Origin of the sequence: Nocardioides pollutisoli (genome assembly GCF_040045055.1) — a bacterium.
Lineage (GTDB): Bacteria > Actinomycetota > Actinomycetes > Propionibacteriales > Nocardioidaceae > Nocardioides > Nocardioides tweenelious.
The window spans coordinates 3,554,035-3,571,356 of sequence record NZ_JBDZDU010000001.1; the positions used below are offsets into that span (position 1 = coordinate 3,554,035).

Genomic DNA, 17,322 nt, shown 5'->3' on the forward strand with positions numbered 1-17,322 from the left:
GAACAAGGTCTAACCGGGCGTTACAGCCGGCGGACAGCGCGTCAGCGCCGGCGGTCGGCTGGCCGGTACGCCGCCAGGTCGCTGATGTCGGTGCCGAACCGTGCGCAGGTGTCGGCGTACTCCCGGAGCAGTCGTCGGCCGGTCTGCGGCCAGCTGCGGCAGTCGGCGGCGGTGATCCGCGAGACTCCGAGCTTGAACCCGGTGATGAAGTCCTGACGATCCTTCTCGTCTCGGAGGATCTGCGCTGGTGACCGCGTCTCGAGGCCGTACTTGCTCCAGCCGTCGAGCTCGAAGACGTGACGCCCGATCCGCAGGTCGCAGTACACCGTGCGACCGCCGTAGGTCAGACCGAACTGCGTCTGGGGTCTCCCCAGCCCGAGGCTGGTGACCAGCACCCGTCCTTCGGACTCGAGCCACGACTCTGCGCCGGGGTCGGCAAGCCTGAGCGAAGCGTCCATGACCCGACTGCCGGGCCAGCACCGCATCGCAGCGCGAGCCTGTGCGAGATCGGTGCGGGTGATGCCGGCCCGAAGCGCGGCATCCGTGCACGCCACCCCCGCGACGAGGCCGTGCTCGCGCGCCATGTCGAGCGCGGTCCTGGCTCGGTCGAGGACCCGCAGCCCGTCGACGACCACCACCTGCTCGGAGGAGTACGGCGCGAGGTGGTGCTTCACCCCCGCTCTGACCGCATCGCCATGGACCTTGCGGCGCGTGACGTGGACCAGGGCGGCGCGGGTGTCGGGGACGCCCAGCCGGTGCACCAACGCAGCCGAGTCGTGACTGAGCACGTGATCGCACCGCAGGACCATCTGGGCGGCGCGGATGCGGAGGAGCGGCTGACCGCGGTGCGGCTCGGCCGCGCGCCACACCTCTCCGTCGACGTACACGCCCCGCCGGAGCGACTGGATCTGGCCGGCTGCCTCGAGCCGACGGAGGTCCGGGTCGGTCACGCCGGCCGACCGCGCGACGTGTCTGGTCACCAGGCCGTGCTGATCGAGCGGGAGCAGTGCCGAGAGGGTCATTGCCCCACGGTCGGCGATCCTCAGGCGGGCCACACGGCCGTCGCCCGCTCCGGTGGACAACCGTGCGGCAGGCGACCACGGTGGACAAATCGTGGTGCGATCGTGAGCTGTAACGCCGAGTTAGGTGCTGTTCCCACGAGGTTGCAACCCCCTGGGAACAATGTCTAACCCGGCGTTACAGCCGGCGCGGGCGTGTCGCGCCGACGCCCAGCCACCACCAGGGTTAGCGTTGCCTCCGAACACCTGTTCGGACGAAAGGGCTGACCGATGCGCGTGCTGGGGATCGATCCCGGCCTGACCCGCTGCGGCATGGGCGTGGTCGAAGGGTCCGTCGGCCGACCGCTGACCCTGGTCGACGTCAACGTGCTGCGTACGTCGTCCGACCTGGCCGTCCCACACCGGCTGGTGACGATCGAGAAGGGCATCGACGCCTGGCTGGACGAGTTCCAGCCCGACGCGGTGGCCATCGAGCGGGTCTTCGCGCGCTCCGACGTCAGCACCGTGATGGGCACCGCCCAGGCCAGCGGGATCGCGATGGTCTGCGCCGCACGGCGCGGTCTGCCCGTCGCGCTGCACACCCCGAGCGAGGTCAAGGCCGCGGTGTCCGGCAACGGCCGCGCCGACAAGGCCCAGGTGGGTGCCATGGTGACCCGGATCCTGCGGCTCGACGCGATGCCCAAGCCCGCGGACGCCGCCGACGCGCTCGCGCTGGCCATCACCCACATCTGGCGCGGTGGCGCCCAGGCCCGGATCGATGCGGCCCTCGCGGTCGCGAGGAGCAGAGCATGATCGCGTTCGTGCGCGGCCAGGTCGCCGCCGTCACCCTCAACAGTGCGGTCCTCGAGGTCGGGGGAGTCGGCCTCGAGCTGATGTGCACCCCCGGCACGCTGGCCACGCTCCGTCCGGGCCACAGCGCCACGCTGCCGACGAGCATGGTGGTGCGCGAGGACTCGCTGACCCTCTTCGGCTTCGTCGACGAGGACGAGAAGCAGATCTTCGAGCTCGTCCAGACGGCGTCCGGCGTCGGGCCGAAGGTCGCCCAGGCGATCACCGCCGTCCTTGCGCCCGACGACCTCCGCCGGGCGATCGCGTCCGACGACGTCAAGACGCTCACCCGCGTGCCGGGCATCGGCCAGAAGGGTGCTCAGCGGATCATCCTGGAGCTCAAGGACCGGATCGGGTCCCCGACCGGCGGGCGGCCGTCCACCGCCGCCTCGGCCGAGTCGTGGCGCGAGCAGGTCCACCAGGGCCTCATGGGTCTGGGCTGGACCACGCGCGACGCCGAGAAGGCCGTGGACGCCGTCGCCCCCGAGGCCGGCTCGACCCCTGACGTCGGCGCGCTGCTGCGCGCGGCGCTGCGCACGCTGAGCAAGGCCTGAGCATGTACGAGGACGACCTGGCCGCTGCGGAGGAGGTGCACCTTGCATCGCTGACCGCTGCGGAGGCCGACGGCGACGAGCGCACCATCGAGGCGGCACTGCGCCCGCGCTCGCTCGACGAGGTGGTCGGCCAGGTGCGCGTCCGTGACCAGCTCGGTCTGGTCCTCGAGGCCGCCCGCCGTCGGGGCCGGGCGCCCGACCACGTGCTGCTCTCGGGGCCCCCGGGTCTGGGCAAGACGACCCTCGCGATGATCATCGCGAGCGAGATGACCTCCCCGCTCCGGCTCACCAGCGGTCCGGCCATCACCCACGCAGGTGACCTCGCGGCGATCCTGTCGGGCATGAACGAGGGCGACGTCCTGTTCGTCGACGAGATCCACCGGATGGCGCGGCCGGCGGAGGAGATGCTCTACATGGCGATGGAGGACTTCCGCGTCGACGTCGTCATCGGCAAGGGGCCGGGCGCGACCGCCATCCCGCTCGAGATCCCGCCGTTCACGCTCGTGGGTGCGACCACCCGCGCCGGACTCCTGCCCGGCCCGCTGCGCGACCGGTTCGGCTTCACCGCTCACCTGGAGTTCTACGAGCCGCACGAGCTCGACCTGATCATCCACCGCTCGGCGGGCCTGCTCGGCGTCGAGCTGGAGGCCGACGGCGCCGCCGAGATCGCGTCCCGCTCCCGAGGCACCCCCCGCATCGCCAACCGGCTGCTGCGCCGGGTCCGCGACTACGCCCAGGTCAAGGCCGACGGTCTGGTCACCATCGACGTCGCCCGCGCGGCGCTGGCGCTCTACGAGGTCGACGAGCTCGGCCTCGACCGGCTCGACCGGGGAGTCCTCGACGCGCTGTGCCGGCGGTTCGGCGGGGGACCGGTCGGTGTCTCCACCCTCGCGGTCGCGGTCGGCGAGGAGCGCGAGACCGTGGAAGAGGTCGCGGAGCCGTTCCTGGTCCGCAACGGCTTCCTGGCGCGTACGCCGCGGGGCCGGGTCGCCACGCCCGCGGCCTGGGCACACCTCGGGCTGACGGCGCCGGCGCGAGCGCTCGGCGACGGCGAGGCGACCCTCTTCGAGGAGTGACCAGGCCCTGACCGGGGGGATTCGTGAGGTGGACCACCCTCACGGTTACACTTGCCCGTCGGTCGGCCCCCTTCGTGGCCAACCGCTCCCTGATCGCGCTCGAGAGGTTGTTTCGTGCTGGAGTTGCTGCCGCTTGTCGGCATCGCGCTGCTCTTCTGGCTCTTCATCATCCGTCCGGCAAGTCGGCGGCAGAAGGAACTCCGGAGCATGCAGTCGTCGTTGTCCGTAGGTGACGAGATCGTGCTCACCTCGGGTGTGTTCGGCACCGTGCGCGAGATGGACGACGAGACCGTCCGGGTCGAGATCGCCGACGGGGTGACCATCAAGGTCGCCCGTGGCGCGGTCGGCACGATCGACACCCGGGCCGAGCAGCCGACCGATGCGGCCGACAGCGCCGACACCCACGAGCACCAGGGCCCCGTCACCGACGGCCCGCAGGAGAACTGACATGGCACGCAAGACCGCACGCCCGGGGCGCACCCTCGTGGTGTTCTTCATCGCGGTGGCGATCATCTTCGGCCTCGTGGCCATCGGTGGCACCTGGAAGCCCGCGCTCGGGCTCGACCTCAAGGGCGGCACCCGGATCACGCTGACCGCCTCGGGCAACGACGTCACCAAGGACAACCTCAACGAGGCTGCCGACATCATCGACCAGCGGGTCAACGCCAACGGTGTCTCCGAGGCCGAGGTCACGACCCAGGGCAACAAGTACATCGTGGTCGAGGTCCCCGGCGACACCGACAACCAGCTCGTCGACCTCGTGAAGCGTCAGGCGCAGCTCCGGTTCCGCACGGTCGCGTGCACCAGCCAGGTCCCCGGGCCGTGTGCGAGCGACACGACGTCGCCGTCCGTCCCCGGCGCCAGCGCACCCGGCGACAGCGCGTCCGTCCCGGTTCCGCAGGCCTCCGGCTCCCCGTCCGCCTCGGCGAGCGACTCGGCCAGCCCGAAGAACCGCCCCGGCTTCTTCGCCGCCGACAAGAACGGCAAGAAGAAGGACGGCAAGGGCGGCAAGAACAAGCCGACCAGCTCCGCCTCGCCGACCGAGTCGCCCTCCGCGACCCCCACGGAGTCGCCCTCCGACACGGCGTCCGGGTCGCCCTCCGAGTCGCCGTCGGCGGAGCCGGCTCAGACCGACGACGCGGCGAAGCAGGGTCTTGCCTTCATCACGGATCCCGGCCAGGACGCGATCAAGGCGTTCAACGCCTACTCGTGCCCGTCCAAGAAGCCGGTCGTCGACGACCCGTCGAAGTTCCTCGTCACCTGCGGCACCGAGGACGACGTCAACACCAAGTACCTCCTCTCGCCCGCCGTGATCGAGGGCACCGACCTGGACTCCGCTGACGCCGTCGTCCCGGCGCAGCAGGTCCAGTGGATCGTCCAGCTGACCCTCGGTGGCGACGGCAAGGGTGTGTTCGGCGAGCTTTCCCAGTCGATGTCCGGCAGCGACCAGCAGTTCGCGATCGTCCTCGACGGCCAGGTCATCTCGGCCCCGACGTTCAACAGCCCGATCCTCGACGGCAACGCCCAGATCAGCGGCAACTTCACGCAGAGCTCGGCGAAGTCGCTCGCGACCAGCCTGAAGTTCGGTGCGCTCCCGATCTCGTTCGAGAAGGACGGCACCCAGGTCGAGGTGATCGGGCCCTCGCTCGCGGGCGACCAGCTCTCCGCTGGCCTGCTCGCCGGACTCATCGGCCTGCTGCTGGTGATGCTCTACTGCCTCGTCTACTACCGCGGTCTCGGCCTGGTGGTCATCGCGTCGCTGCTGGTGGCCGGTGCCGTGACCTACGGCATGGTGCTCCTGCTCGGCAAGACGGCCGGCTTCACGCTGACCCTGCCCGGCATCGCCGGTCTGATCGTGGCGGTCGGCATCACCGCGGACTCGTTCATCGTCTACTTCGAGCGGATCCGAGACGAGATGCGCGACGGCAAGTCGATGCGGGTCGCCGTCGAGGCGGGCTGGAAGCGAGCCAGGAACACCTGCCTGGCAGCCGACACCGTGTCGCTGCTCGCCGCGGTGGTCCTCTACATCTTCGCCGCCGGCGTCGTGAAGGGCTTCGCGTTCGCGCTCGGTCTCTCCACGATCATCGACCTGGCGATCTTCTTCTGGTTCACCCACCCGATGGTGAGCCTGCTGGCCAAGTACAAGTTCTTCAATCAGGGGCACAAGCTCTCTGGCCTCGACGCTGAGTCGCTGGGCATCGACAAGATCACCGTGGGAGGGAGGGCCTGATGGGCAAGTTCTCGCGATTGGGCAACGACCTCTACAACGGTCGGAAGTCGATCGACTTCGTCGGCCGCAAGTGGCTCTGGTACATCGTCTCCGCGGTCATCATCGCCGCCGCGATCCTGGGCCTCTCGGTCAAGGGTCTCGACATGGGCATCGAGTTCGTCGGCGGCGCCGAGTACAAGGTGACCGGCCTCGCCGCCGACCAGGCGACCCAGTCGGAGGCGGACAACCTCCGCGACGCCGTTGCCGGGACCGGCATCGAGGCCGCGCAGCAGGTCACCGTCACGACGAGCGGCCAGAACTCCCTGGTCGTCCAGGTCAAGCCGGTCACGGCGTCGGAGAACCGTCAGATCACCGAGGTGATCCTCGACGAGACCGGTGCCAGCGCGAGCGACCTGCAGACCACGTCGGTCGGCCCGAGCTGGGGCAAGGAGGTCGCCAAGCGTTCGGCGATCGGCCTCGTCGTCTTCCTCGTGCTCGTCGTGCTCTTCATCTGGGCCTACTTCCGTGAGTGGAAGATGTCCGTGGCCGCGATCGTGGCCCTGGCGCACGACATCCTGATCACGGTCGGCGTCTACGCGCTGTCCGGGTTCGAGGTCACGCCCGCGACGGTGACAGGCATCCTGACGATCCTCGGTTTCTCGCTCTACGACACCGTCGTCGTCTTCGACAAGGTGCGCGAGAACACCAAGAACCTGCGCGAGAGCCGTACGACGTACGCCAAGGCCGCCAACCTGGCCGTCAACCAGACCCTGGTCCGCTCGATCAACACCTCGATCGTGGCCCTCATCCCGGTCGGCGCGATCCTCTACGTCAGCGCTGTCTACCTCGGCGCCAGCACGCTCAAGGACCTGTCGCTCGCGCTGTTCGTCGGCATGGCGGCAGGCGCCTACTCCTCGATCTTCATCGCGACGCCGCTGCTGGTGCAGATGAAGGCCGGCGAGACCGACGTCATGCAGGCCGAGAAGCGGGACAAGGCTCGGCAGAAGGCCCTCGAGGCCGACCGCTACGCGGCGGTCCCGACCTTCACCGAGGACATGCCGGTCCGCGCCAGCGACGACATCGACGACGACGACGACGACGACGAGCGACCTGCCGGTCCGGCCACGGCACCGCCGCGTGCGCCCGAGGCGTCCAACCGTGGCCGGATCGCACCGGCCGCGCGCGGCCCGGTCGGGCCGAGCAACGCAGCGGGTCGTCAGCAGCCGACCCGGCAGCCGAAGTCCAAGCGCGGCAAGAAGTGACGTCTGGTCCCGGGCCGGAGCTGTCCGCGGCGCTCGCGCTGATCGCGGACGTCCCGGACTTCCCCGAGCCCGGGATCCTCTTCAAGGACATCACCCCGCTGCTCGACGACCACGCGGCCCTGACCGCCGTGATCGACGCGCTGGCCGCTCCCGGCCGCGACGAGTCGGGCCGACCGGTCGTCGACAAGGTGCTCGGGATGGAGTCACGGGGCTTCATCCTGGGCGCGCCCGTCGCGCTGGCCCTGGGAGTCGGCTTCGTGCCGGTCCGCAAGGCCGGCAAGCTGCCGCGCGCGACGTACGCCGTCTCCTACGCGCTGGAGTACGGCGAGGCCACCCTCGAGGTGCACCAGGACGCACTGCGCCCCGGTGAGCGGGTGCTGCTCGTCGACGACGTGCTCGCGACCGGCGGCACCGCGAAGGCGACCATGGAGCTCGTCGAGCGGTGCGGGGCCAGCGTCCACGCCGTCGCGATGCTGATGGAGCTCGGGTTCCTGCACGGTCGCGACGCCCTGGGTGATGTCGAGCTCACGACCCTGATGACCGTCTGAGACCTAGACTGACCAGGTGACCGAGGAAAGCACCGCCCCGCCCGAGGTGGAGGAGCGAGCCTCGGAGCCGGTCACCTCCACGTCGACCCGGAGCATGCGTGCCCGGTTGGCTCGGATGGGCGCCCGTGGGCAGTCGGCCAACCCGGTCCTCGAGCCGCTGTTCCGCTCGGTCCGTGCCAACCACCCCAAGGCCGACCTCGCCCTGCTCGAGCGGGCCTACCTGACCGCCGAGAAGATGCACGGCACCCAGACCCGCAAGAGCGGTGACCCCTACATCACCCACCCGCTCGCGGTCACCACGATCCTCGCCGACATCGGCATGACCGAGTCCACGCTGGCCGCGGCCCTCCTGCACGACACGGTCGAGGACACGCCGTACACCCTGGAGCAGGTGCGCGCCGACTTCGGCGACGAGGTCGCCCGGCTCGTCGACGGCGTCACGAAGCTCGACAAGGTGAAGTACGGCGACTCGGCCCAGGCCGAGACCATCCGCAAGATGATCGTCGCGATGTCGCGCGACATCCGGGTCCTGGTCATCAAGCTCGCCGACCGCCTCCACAACATGCGCACGCTGCGCTACGTCAAGCAGGAGACCCAGGAGCGGGTCGCCCGCGAGACGCTCGACATCTATGCCCCGCTGGCCCACCGGCTCGGCATGAACACCATCAAGTGGGAGCTCGAGGACCTCGCGTTCGCGACCCTGCATCCCAAGATCTACGACGAGATCGTGCGCATGGTCGCGGAGCGTGCGCCCTCGCGCGACCAGTTCCTGGCCGAGGTGATCGACCAGGTCGGTGCCGACCTGCGCGAGGCCAAGGTCAAGGCGACCGTCACCGGGCGCCCGAAGCACTACTACTCGATCTACCAGAAGATGATCGTCGGCGGCCGCGACTTCTCCGACATCTACGACCTTGTCGGCATCCGCGTGCTCGTCGAGGAGGACCGCGACTGCTACTCCGTGCTCGGCGTCCTGCACTCGCGCTGGAACCCGGTGCTCGGCAGGTTCAAGGACTACGTCGCGATGCCGAAGTTCAACATGTACCAGTCGCTGCACACGACCGTGATCGGCCCGCAGGGCAAGCCGGTCGAGCTGCAGATCCGGACGTACGCCATGCACCGTCGCGCCGAGTACGGCGTGGCCGCGCACTGGAAGTACAAGGAGGACGGGCGCGCCGGTGTCGACACCGACCGCGTCGGCGACTACGACGACATGAGCTGGGTGCGCCAGCTGCTCGACTGGCAGAACGAGGTCGAGGATCCGGGCGAGTTCCTGGAGTCGTTGCGCTTCGAGATCAACCGGGCCGAGGTCTACGTCTTCACCCCGCGCGGTGACGTGATCGCGCTGCCGGCCGGCTCCACGCCGGTCGACTTCGCGTACGCCGTCCACACCGAGGTCGGTCACCACACCATCGGCGCGCGCGTCAACGGGCGACTGGTGCCCCTCGAGTCGGGTCTCGAGAACGGCGACGTCGTGGAGGTCTTCACGTCGAAGGCGCCGACCGCAGCCCCGTCGCGCGACTGGCTCGGCTTCGTGAAGTCGCCACGAGCGCGCTCGAAGATCCGTCAGTGGTTCACCAAGGAGCGGCGCGAAGAGGCGATCGACCGCGGCAAGGAGCAGATCGCCAAGCTGATGCGCAAGGAGGGGCTGCCGCTCAAGCGGCTGATGTCCCACGAGTCGCTGATGCTCGCCGCGGTCCACTTCAAGCTCACCGACGTGTCGGCGCTGTACGCCGCCGTCGGCGAGGGCAACCTGAGCGCGCAGGCCGTCGTACGCCGGGTCATCGACTTGCACGGTGGCGACGACGGCGCGGCCGAGGACCTCGCCGAGGGCGTCACGATCACCGGACGGCGCGGTCGTCCCAAGGTGGCCGTCGGCGGCGACTCCGGCGTGATCGTCAAGGGCGCGCCCGACGTGTGGGTGAAGCTCGCGAAGTGCTGCACCCCGGTTCCGCCCGACCCGATCCTCGGCTTCGTGACCAAGGGCGGGGGAGTCTCCGTGCACCGCCAGACCTGCACCAACGCCGCCAGCCTGCAGTCCCAGCCCGAGCGGCTGCTCGACGTCGAGTGGGCGCCGACCGGTCAGTCCAGCTTCCTGGTCAACATCCAGGTCGAGGCGCTCGACCGGGCCCGGCTGCTCTCCGACATCACGATGGCGCTCTCCGACGCCCACGTCGACATCCTCAGCGCCAACCTCTCGACCAACCGCGACCGGGTCGCCAAGAGCCGGTTCACCTTCGAGATGGCCGAGGCCAAGCACCTCGACACGGTGCTCAAGGCCGTCCGCTCGGTCCCCGGCGTCTTCGACGCCTACCGCGTCACCCAGTAGGCGCCGCGGAGCGGTCTGGACCGCCCGGCTGTACCGGCCCGTAGCCCCGCTGGCGGCCCTACGTTGCGAGCATGTCCACTCTCCGTCCCTCCTCGAGGGCAGCTCTTGTGATCGGCGCGCTCGCCGTGACCCTCGTGGTCGGCGCGACGTCCGGCGCCGTGGCCGGCAGGCTGATCACGTCGCAAGACATCAAGAACCACACGATCGTCGCCCAGGACATCGCCGACCAGGGGGTGACGAAGCGCAACCTGGCCAAGAACTCCGTCGGCTGGAACGGCGAGCTGACCGAGTCGGCCCGGAAGCGGATCGCCGCCCTCGCCGGCACCGATGGTGCTGACGGTCCGGTCGGGCCGGCCGGGCCCGCTGGAGCACCCGGACCCGCGGGTCCGGTCGGCGAGACCGGTCCCCGGGGTTTGGAGGGCGAGCCCGGTGGCGGCGCCGTGGGTTCGAGGGTCTACGTCCCCAGCGACTTCGAGGTGGTCAACGACGGCACCGACGGTTCGGACGCCTACTCCCGCGTCGATCCCACCAAGCTGATCGACCTGCCCGGCCCGGGGACGTACTTGATCTCGGTGCAGACGGTCGGTCTGACCGGCGGCGGCACGGTCGTCTTCCTCGACGATCCGGGTGGGTCGCTCGACCTCCTCGACGACGCGGTGGCGACGCCGTTCTACGAGCGTGCCTGCCTGGCGCTGGTGCTGTCGTGTCAGTCGAGCATCCCGTACGTCGTGTCCGGTCCGGGGAGTGTGCCGCTCGACGTGTTCGCGCTCGGTGGCGGCTGCCTGTGCGGCGGTCTCCCGGACGAGGTGACGGTGACTGCCTTCAAGATGGACGACACCCCGCTCATCCGCGGTGCCGTGCGCCGGCCCCGGTTGCACGGACACGCGCTGCGGGAGATGACCAGCCGGCTGCGCGAGCTGCGCGCGCAGCTCACCGAAGCGGCCGGCTGACTCGTCGGGCGGGTCAGCCCGAGTAGTCGGCGCTGGCCCGCTTCGCCATCTCGAGGAACGACTGCCGGGACTCGAGGTTCTCCTCGAGCTCCTTGATCTTCTTGTCGTTCCCAGCTGCCTTCGCCTTCTCCAGGTCGGCCTCGACCTTCGCGATGGCGGCCTCGAGCTTGGAGACCATGTCGTCGGCGCGGGCGGACTTCTCGGGGTCGGAGCGCTTCCAGGCCTCCTCCTCGACGCCGCGGATCTCGGTCTCGACCTTGCGGATCCGGCCCTCGAGCTCCTTCATCCGGTCGCGCGGGACCTTGCCGGCCGCGTCCCAGCGGTCGGCGATGTCGCGGAAGGCCTTCTTCGCGGCGTCGAGGTCGGTGACCGGCAGGAGCGCCTCGGCCTCGACCAGGATCTGCTCCTTGACGACCGCGTTGGCGGCGAACTCCTGGTCCTGCTCGGCAGCAGCCGCGTCGCGGGCGCCGAAGAACGCGTCCTGGGCGCCGCGGAACCGCTTCCACAGGGCGTCGTCGATCTCGCGCGGAGCGGGCCCGGCGGCCTTCCACTCGCGCATCAGGTCGCGGTAGCGCCCCGCGGTGAGGCCCCAGTCGGTCGACGTGGCGAGGCTCTCGGCCTCGGTCGCGAGCCGCTCCTTGACGGCCCGGGCGGCGTCGCGCTTCTCGTGCTGCTCGGAGAAGTGCGACTTGCGCCGGCGCGTGTACGCCGTGCGCGCGGTCGAGAAGCGCCGCCACAACGCGTCGTCCGAGGACCGGTCGATGCGGGGGAGCGCCTTCCACTCGTCCAGCAGCTCGCGCATCCGGTTGGCGCCGTTGCGCCAGTCGGAGCCCTCGGCGAGGACCTCGGCCTCGCCGACGATCTTCTCCTTGGCGGCCTTCGACTCCGCGGACTTCTGGGCGCGCTCGATCTTGCGGGCCTCGCGCTGGGTCTCGAGGATCGGTCCGAGTGCGTCCAGGCGCGCGGAGAGCGCGGCCAGGTCGCCGACGGCGTTGGCGCCGGCCACCTGCTCCTGCACCGTCTTGATCGAGGTGGCGGCCTCGTCGGGCGACATCACGCCCGAGCCGACCCGCTTCTCGAGCAGCTCGACCTCGAAGGCGAGCGCGGCGTACCGCTCGGTGAAGAAGTGGAGCGCCTCCTCCGGGGTGCCCTCGGGGTACTGCCCGACGGAGCGTTCGCCGTCGGCGGTCGTCACGTAGACGGTCCCGTCGTCGTCGACTCGGCCCCACTGATCACTCGTCACAGCTGCACTCCGCTCGATCCTCGTTCGCCACTCCGGGCAGGACGTGGTGACCATGCTAGTCAAGAAGGTCGGGTCACTCGCGCGGGCGACCAGCACCGATGCGACGACCCGTCGGTCGGCTCGATAGTCTGCCGGGGTGTTGATCGCCGGCTTCCCCGCGGGTCCTTGGGGCACCAACTGCTACGTCGCCGCCACCGGACCCGGCAGCGAGTGCGTGGTCATCGACCCCGGCAAGGACGCTGCAGCGGGTGTCGCGGAGCTCGTCAGGGAGCACCGGCTCAAGCCGGTCGCCGTCCTGGTGACGCACGGGCACATCGACCACATGTGGTGCGTCGCGCCCGTCGCCGGCACGTACGACGCCACGGCATGGATCCACCCCCGCGACCGGCACCTGCTCGCCGACCCGATGTCCGGGATGTCCCGCGAGACCAGCCAGATGCTGCTGGGCGGCGACTACACCTTCGCCGAGCCGGACGACGTCCAGGAGCTCACGGACCTCCAGGAGCTCGAGCTCGCGGGTCTGCAGTTCGTCGTCGACCACACGCCTGGGCACACCGAGGGCTCGGTGACCTTCCGCTCGCCGTACGCCGGGGAGGACATCTCCGAGGTGATGTTCTCGGGCGACCTGCTCTTCGCCGGCTCGATCGGGCGGACCGACCTCCCGGGCGGCGACCACCCGACGATGCTGCAGAGCCTCAAGAGCAAGGTGCTGACCCTGCCCGACGACATCGTGGTGCTGCCGGGTCACGGCGAGCAGACCTCCATCGGCCGCGAGCGCGCGACCAACCCCTTCCTGCAGGATCTCTGACATGGCCAAGCCCACCCCGCTGAGCGGGTTCCCCGAGCTGCTGCCCGCGGCACGCGCTGTGGAGCGCGAGGTCATCTCCTCGCTCTCGCGCACCTTCGAGCTGCACGGCTTCGCCAACATCGAGACCCGGGTCGTGGAGCCCCTCGACCGCTTGGCCAAGGGCGGCGAGATCGACAAGGAGATCTACGTCCTGCGCCGGCTGCAAGCCGGTGAGAGCGACAGCGACGCCGGCCTCGCCCTGCACTTCGACCTGACCGTGCCGTTCGCGCGCTACGTGCTAGAGCACGCCGGTCACCTCGAGTTCCCGTTCCGCCGCTTCCAGATCCAGCCCGCCTGGCGCGGCGAGCGGCCCCAGGAGGGTCGCTACCGCCAGTTCACCCAGGCCGACGTGGACATCGTCGGCCGCGACGAGCTGCCGTTCCACCACGACATCGAGGTGATGCGGGTGATGGTCGACGCGCTCGACGCGTTGCCGATCCCGCCGGTGAGCTTCCAGTTCAACAACCGCAAGCTGATCCAGGGCTTCTACCGTGGCCTCGGCGTCCCCGACGTCACGGCCGCGATCCGCACCATCGACAAGCTCGACAAGCTGCCTGCCGAGCGGGTCGCGGAGCTGCTGGTCAGCGACGCGGGCGCCACGCCCGAGCAGGCGCAGCGGTGCCTCGAGCTGGCCACGATCCGCGTCGCCGACACGTCGTTCGTCGAGCGGGTCCGTGCGCTCGGTGTCGAGGACGAGCTCCTGGAGCAGGGCCTCACCGAGCTCGCCGCCGTCGTCGAGGGCTGCGCCGCCGGCGGACACCGGCACGTGAGCGTCGAGGCCAACCTGCGCATCGCGCGGGGTCTCGACTACTACACGGGCACCGTCGTGGAGATCTTCATGGAGGGCTACGAGCGCCTCAAGTCGGTCGGCGGCGGAGGCCGGTACGACGCCCTCGCCTCGGACGGGAGGACGACGTACCCCGGTGTGGGTGTCTCGTTCGGCGTCTCCCGCTCGCTGATCCCCCTGCTGGCCGACGGCGTGCTCGCCGGCAGCCGTCCCGTCCCGAGCTGCGTCCTGGTGGCCGTCACCGACGAGGAGTCGCGGTCCGCCAGCACCACGGTCGCCGATGCGTTGCGCGCCCGCGGCATCGCCTGCGAGGTGGCGCCCCACGCCCAGAAGTTCGGCAAGCAGATCCGCACGGCCGAGCGACGCGGAATCCCGTTCGTCTGGTTCCCCGGCTCCGCCGATGATGGTGACCAGGTCAAGGACATCCGATCGGGGGACCAGGTGGCCGCAGACCCGGCGACCTGGACCCCACCCGAAGAAGACCTGCGACCGCAGGTGATCAGCAACCAGGAGAAGACACAGTGATTCGCAACCAGGACGCCGGCGCACTCCGCGCCGAGCACGTCGGCCAGACCGTCACCCTCGCCGGGTGGGTGGCCAACCGTCGCGATCACGGTGGCGTCGCCTTCATCGACCTCCGCGAGGCCAGCGGCGTCGTCCAGGTGGTGATCCGCGACGAGGCGGTCGCCCACCAGCTGCGGGCCGAGTACTGCCTCAAGATCACCGGCGAGGTCGCCGCCCGCAAGGAGGGCAACGAGAACCCCAACCTCGCGACCGGCGCGATCGAGGTCGTCGCCACCGAGGTCGAGGTGCTCAGTGCCGCCGCGCCGCTGCCCTTCCCGATCAGCGACCACGTCGACGTGGGGGAGGAGGCCCGGCTCAAGCACCGCTACCTGGACCTCCGCCGGTCCGGGCCCAACCACGCGATCCGGCTGCGCAGCAAGATCAACAAGGCCGCTCGCGACGTCCTCGACGCCCACGACTTCGTCGAGATCGAGACGCCGACGCTCACCCGCAGCACCCCCGAGGGCGCACGCGACTTCCTGGTGCCGGCGCGCCTGCAGCCGGGCAGCTGGTACGCCCTGCCGCAGAGCCCGCAGCTCTTCAAGCAGCTGCTGATGGTCGCGGGCATGGAGCGCTACTTCCAGATCGCGCGCTGCTACCGCGACGAGGACTTCCGCGCCGACCGGCAGCCGGAGTTCACCCAGCTCGACATCGAGATGAGCTTCGTCGACCAGGACGACGTCATCGCGCTGATGGAGGACGTCCTCGCCGCGATGTGGCGGCTGATCGACGTCGAGATCCCACGGCCGATCCCGCGGATGACCTACGCCGACGCGATGGCGCGGTTCGGCTCGGACAAGCCCGACCTGCGGATGGGTCTGGAGCTGGTCGAGTGCACCGACTACTTCAAGGACACGCCGTTCCGCGTCTTCCAGGCGGAGTACGTCGGCGCGGTGGTGATGCCGGGTGGCGCCAGCCAGCCGCGCAAGAAGCTGGACGCCTGGCAGGAGTGGGCCAAGCAGCGCGGCGCCCGCGGCCTGGCCTACGTGCTGGTGCAGGAGGACGGCGAGCTCGGCGGTCCCGTCGCCAAGAACCTCTCCGACGAGGAGAAGGCCGGCCTGGCCGCCCACGTCGGCGCGGCTCCCGGCGACTGCGTCTTCTTCGCCGCCGGGGCGACGAAGCCGAGCCGGGCCCTGCTCGGCGCTGCCCGGCTGGAGATCGGTCGTCGCGGCGGGCTCATCGACGAGAGCGCGTTCGCCTTCACGTGGGTGGTCGACGCCCCCATGTTCGAGCCCGCGTCCGACGCGGTCGCGAGTGGCGACGTCGCCGTCGGTGCCGGCGCCTGGACGGCGGTCCACCACGCCTTCACCGGCCCGAAGCCGGAGTTCCTGGACACCTTCGACACCGACCCGGGCTCGGCGCTGGCGTACGCCTACGACATCGTCTGCAACGGCAACGAGCTCGGTGGCGGTTCGATCCGGATCCACCGCGAGGACGTGCAGAAGCGGGTCTTCGCGGTCATGGGGCTCACCGACGAGGAGGCGCACGAGAAGTTCGGGTTCCTCCTGGACGCCTTCACGTTCGGCGCACCTCCCCACGGCGGGATCGCCGTGGGCATGGACCGGATCTGCGCGCTGCTGGCCGGCACCGACTCGATCCGAGACGTGATCGCGTTCCCCAAGTCGGGTGGCGGCTTCGACCCGCTCACCGCGGCTCCGGCCCCGATCACGCCCGAGCAGCGCAAGGAGGCCGGGGTGGACGCCCGACCCGACGTCACCCCGGCGCAGGACACAGCTCCTGCATAACAAGCGGATAACGGAGCCCCTCCGTCCGGAATGTGATCTGAGCCCGGACGGACCCTCCGCAATGTGGACGCCTACGGAGGACCTGTCGTGACAACCGGGTCTCGACGCAAGGTCCACGGTCGGGGCGGCGTACGACGCAATGCCCTTGCGTCGGACGGCCGATCCGACGGATGCAGGCGGTGCTCCGCCGAGATCAGATCGTTACACGCGGATGACCCGGTGAAGCGCCGGCGTCACATAGAGTCGCTGCGGTCGTCGACCCCCGCTCCCACTCGCGATCCGAGCGGGAAGCGGCCGAGGACCAGCACGCCCGACCAGACAGAGGTGCCATGACCGCCACTCCGGTGAACGAACTCGCGGAGCAGACCCCCGAGCCGAACGGCGAGGGTCCGCGTACGAAGGCCATCACGAGCAACTCGCCGACGAAGTTGGCGATGACCCGGTTCCGCAAGGACCGGAAGTCCATGGTGGCCGCGGCGATCGTGGTCTTCTACTTCATCGCCGGTATCTCCGGACCGATCCTCGTTGCTCTGGGCGTCCTCGACCCCTACAGCACCAACCAGGACCTGATCGGGCCCGACAACCTGCCGGTCGGTGACTGGTGGGGGATCAGCTGGTCCCACCCGCTCGGCGTCGAGCCCGGCATCGGCCGCGACGTGCTGAGCCGGATCTGGCTCGGGATCACGTTCTCGCTGGTCGTCTCGATCTCCGCCTCGATCATCGCGGTGGTCATCGGCGTCGTGCTCGGCATCGTCTCCGGCTTCTCCGGCGGCTGGGTCGACTCGATCGTCGGCCGGTTCACCGACCTGATCCTCGCCTTCCCGCAGACGCTGCTCCTCCTGGCGGGCTCGTCGATCGGCCTCGCGGTGCTGACCGAGACGCTCCACGTCCCGGACGGCGCGATCTCGCAGGGCCTCTTCGTGATCCTGGTGCTCGGCTTCTTCGGCTGGACCGGCACCTGCCGCCTCATCCGCGGCCAGGTCCTGTCGCTGCGCGAGCGCGAGTTCGTCGACGCCGCGCGCCTGTTCGGCGCCAGCAAGCGCCGGATCTGGTTCAAGGAGCTGCTGCCCAACCTGTGGGCGCCGGTCCTCGTCACCTTCACGCTCTACATGCCCGCGTTCATCTCGGCCGAGGCCGCTCTCGCCTACTTGGGTGTCAGCGTGCGTCCGCCGACGCCGACGCTCGGCAACATCCTGCACGACGCGATCACCTACGCCACCGGAGACTTCCTGTACTTCTTCGCGCCGGCGTTCCTGATCGCGATCATCGTCGTCTCGTTCAACCTGCTCGGCGACGGACTCCGCGATGCCCTCGACCCCAAGGGCGACCGATAACAAGACTTCGGCGGCATTCGTCGCCGAATA

The 17,322-nt window shown here is 70.0% G+C and carries 15 protein-coding genes; 13 read left to right on the forward strand and 2 right to left on the reverse strand.

The annotated features are described in order from the left end of the window. Positions 1–41 precede the first annotated feature (41 nt). Positions 42–1,022 carry a type IV toxin-antitoxin system AbiEi family antitoxin domain-containing protein gene (locus tag ABLE68_RS17470; RefSeq protein ID WP_348873085.1) on the reverse strand — a complete coding sequence of 327 codons (981 nt, stop codon included), beginning with the start codon at positions 1,020–1,022 and terminating at the stop codon, positions 42–44. Between the two features lie 276 nt (positions 1,023–1,298). Between ABLE68_RS17470 and ruvC the strand changes: the two genes are divergently transcribed. From ruvC to ABLE68_RS17515, 9 genes are all read left to right on the forward strand, one after another. Then, positions 1,299–1,811, forward strand: a complete 513-nt coding sequence (gene ruvC / locus ABLE68_RS17475) for a crossover junction endodeoxyribonuclease RuvC (RefSeq protein WP_348873301.1) — start codon at positions 1,299–1,301, stop codon at positions 1,809–1,811. Then, a complete protein-coding gene (ruvA, locus tag ABLE68_RS17480; RefSeq protein ID WP_348873087.1) occupies positions 1,808–2,401 on the forward strand; it encodes a Holliday junction branch migration protein RuvA in 594 nt (197 codons plus the stop codon). The genes ruvC and ruvA overlap by 4 nt, the downstream gene beginning before the upstream one ends. Positions 2,402–2,403: 2 nt before the next feature. Continuing rightward, entirely contained in the window at positions 2,404–3,477 is a 1,074-nt protein-coding gene (gene ruvB / locus ABLE68_RS17485; protein WP_348873089.1) for a Holliday junction branch migration DNA helicase RuvB, read from the forward strand. A gap of 114 nt (positions 3,478–3,591) precedes the next feature. Next, positions 3,592–3,924 (forward strand): preprotein translocase subunit YajC, encoded by a 333-nt coding sequence (yajC, locus tag ABLE68_RS17490; RefSeq protein WP_348873091.1) that lies wholly within the window; start codon positions 3,592–3,594, stop codon positions 3,922–3,924. A 1-nt stretch (position 3,925) separates the two neighbouring features. Continuing rightward, a complete protein-coding gene (gene secD / locus ABLE68_RS17495) occupies positions 3,926–5,707 on the forward strand; it encodes a protein translocase subunit SecD (RefSeq protein ID WP_348873093.1) in 1,782 nt (593 codons plus the stop codon). Further along, a complete protein-coding gene (gene secF, locus ABLE68_RS17500; RefSeq protein ID WP_348873095.1) occupies positions 5,707–6,948 on the forward strand; it encodes a protein translocase subunit SecF in 1,242 nt (413 codons plus the stop codon). Before secD ends, secF begins: the two co-directional genes overlap by 1 nt. Next, positions 6,945–7,496 carry an adenine phosphoribosyltransferase gene (locus tag ABLE68_RS17505; protein ID WP_348873097.1) on the forward strand — a complete coding sequence of 184 codons (552 nt, stop codon included), beginning with the start codon at positions 6,945–6,947 and terminating at the stop codon, positions 7,494–7,496. Before secF ends, ABLE68_RS17505 begins: the two co-directional genes overlap by 4 nt. Before the next feature lie 94 nt (positions 7,497–7,590). Next, complete coding sequence (locus ABLE68_RS17510; RefSeq protein ID WP_348873302.1) at positions 7,591–9,822, forward strand: RelA/SpoT family protein; 2,232 nt, start codon at positions 7,591–7,593, stop codon at positions 9,820–9,822. 71 nt (positions 9,823–9,893) lie between these two features. Beyond that, on the forward strand, positions 9,894–10,772 hold the full coding sequence (locus ABLE68_RS17515; RefSeq protein WP_348873099.1) for a hypothetical protein: 879 nt from the start codon (positions 9,894–9,896) through the stop codon (positions 10,770–10,772). A gap of 13 nt (positions 10,773–10,785) precedes the next feature. Here ABLE68_RS17515 and ABLE68_RS17520 read toward each other — a convergent pair whose 3' ends face one another. Then, the gene (locus tag ABLE68_RS17520) at positions 10,786–12,069 is read right to left on the reverse strand and encodes a DUF349 domain-containing protein (protein WP_425475639.1); all 1,284 of its coding nucleotides are present in this window, start codon (positions 12,067–12,069) and stop codon (positions 10,786–10,788) included. Positions 12,070–12,151: 82 nt separating this feature from the next. Here ABLE68_RS17520 and ABLE68_RS17525 point away from each other — a divergent pair, with 82 nt between their 5' ends. The 4 genes from ABLE68_RS17525 (at position 12,152) to ABLE68_RS17540 (ending at position 17,292) form a co-directional block, all read left to right on the forward strand. Next, positions 12,152–12,823, forward strand: coding sequence for an MBL fold metallo-hydrolase (locus tag ABLE68_RS17525; protein WP_348873103.1), 672 nt, complete (start codon positions 12,152–12,154; stop codon positions 12,821–12,823). Position 12,824: 1 nt separating this feature from the next. Continuing rightward, on the forward strand, positions 12,825–14,174 hold the full coding sequence (hisS, locus tag ABLE68_RS17530; RefSeq protein ID WP_348873105.1) for a histidine--tRNA ligase: 1,350 nt from the start codon (positions 12,825–12,827) through the stop codon (positions 14,172–14,174). Continuing rightward, a complete protein-coding gene (gene aspS, locus ABLE68_RS17535; protein WP_348873107.1) occupies positions 14,171–15,958 on the forward strand; it encodes an aspartate--tRNA ligase in 1,788 nt (595 codons plus the stop codon). The genes hisS and aspS overlap by 4 nt, the downstream gene beginning before the upstream one ends. A gap of 329 nt (positions 15,959–16,287) precedes the next feature. Further along, positions 16,288–17,292 carry an ABC transporter permease gene (locus ABLE68_RS17540; RefSeq protein ID WP_348873109.1) on the forward strand — a complete coding sequence of 335 codons (1,005 nt, stop codon included), beginning with the start codon at positions 16,288–16,290 and terminating at the stop codon, positions 17,290–17,292. The last annotated feature ends 30 nt before the right edge of the window (positions 17,293–17,322 follow it).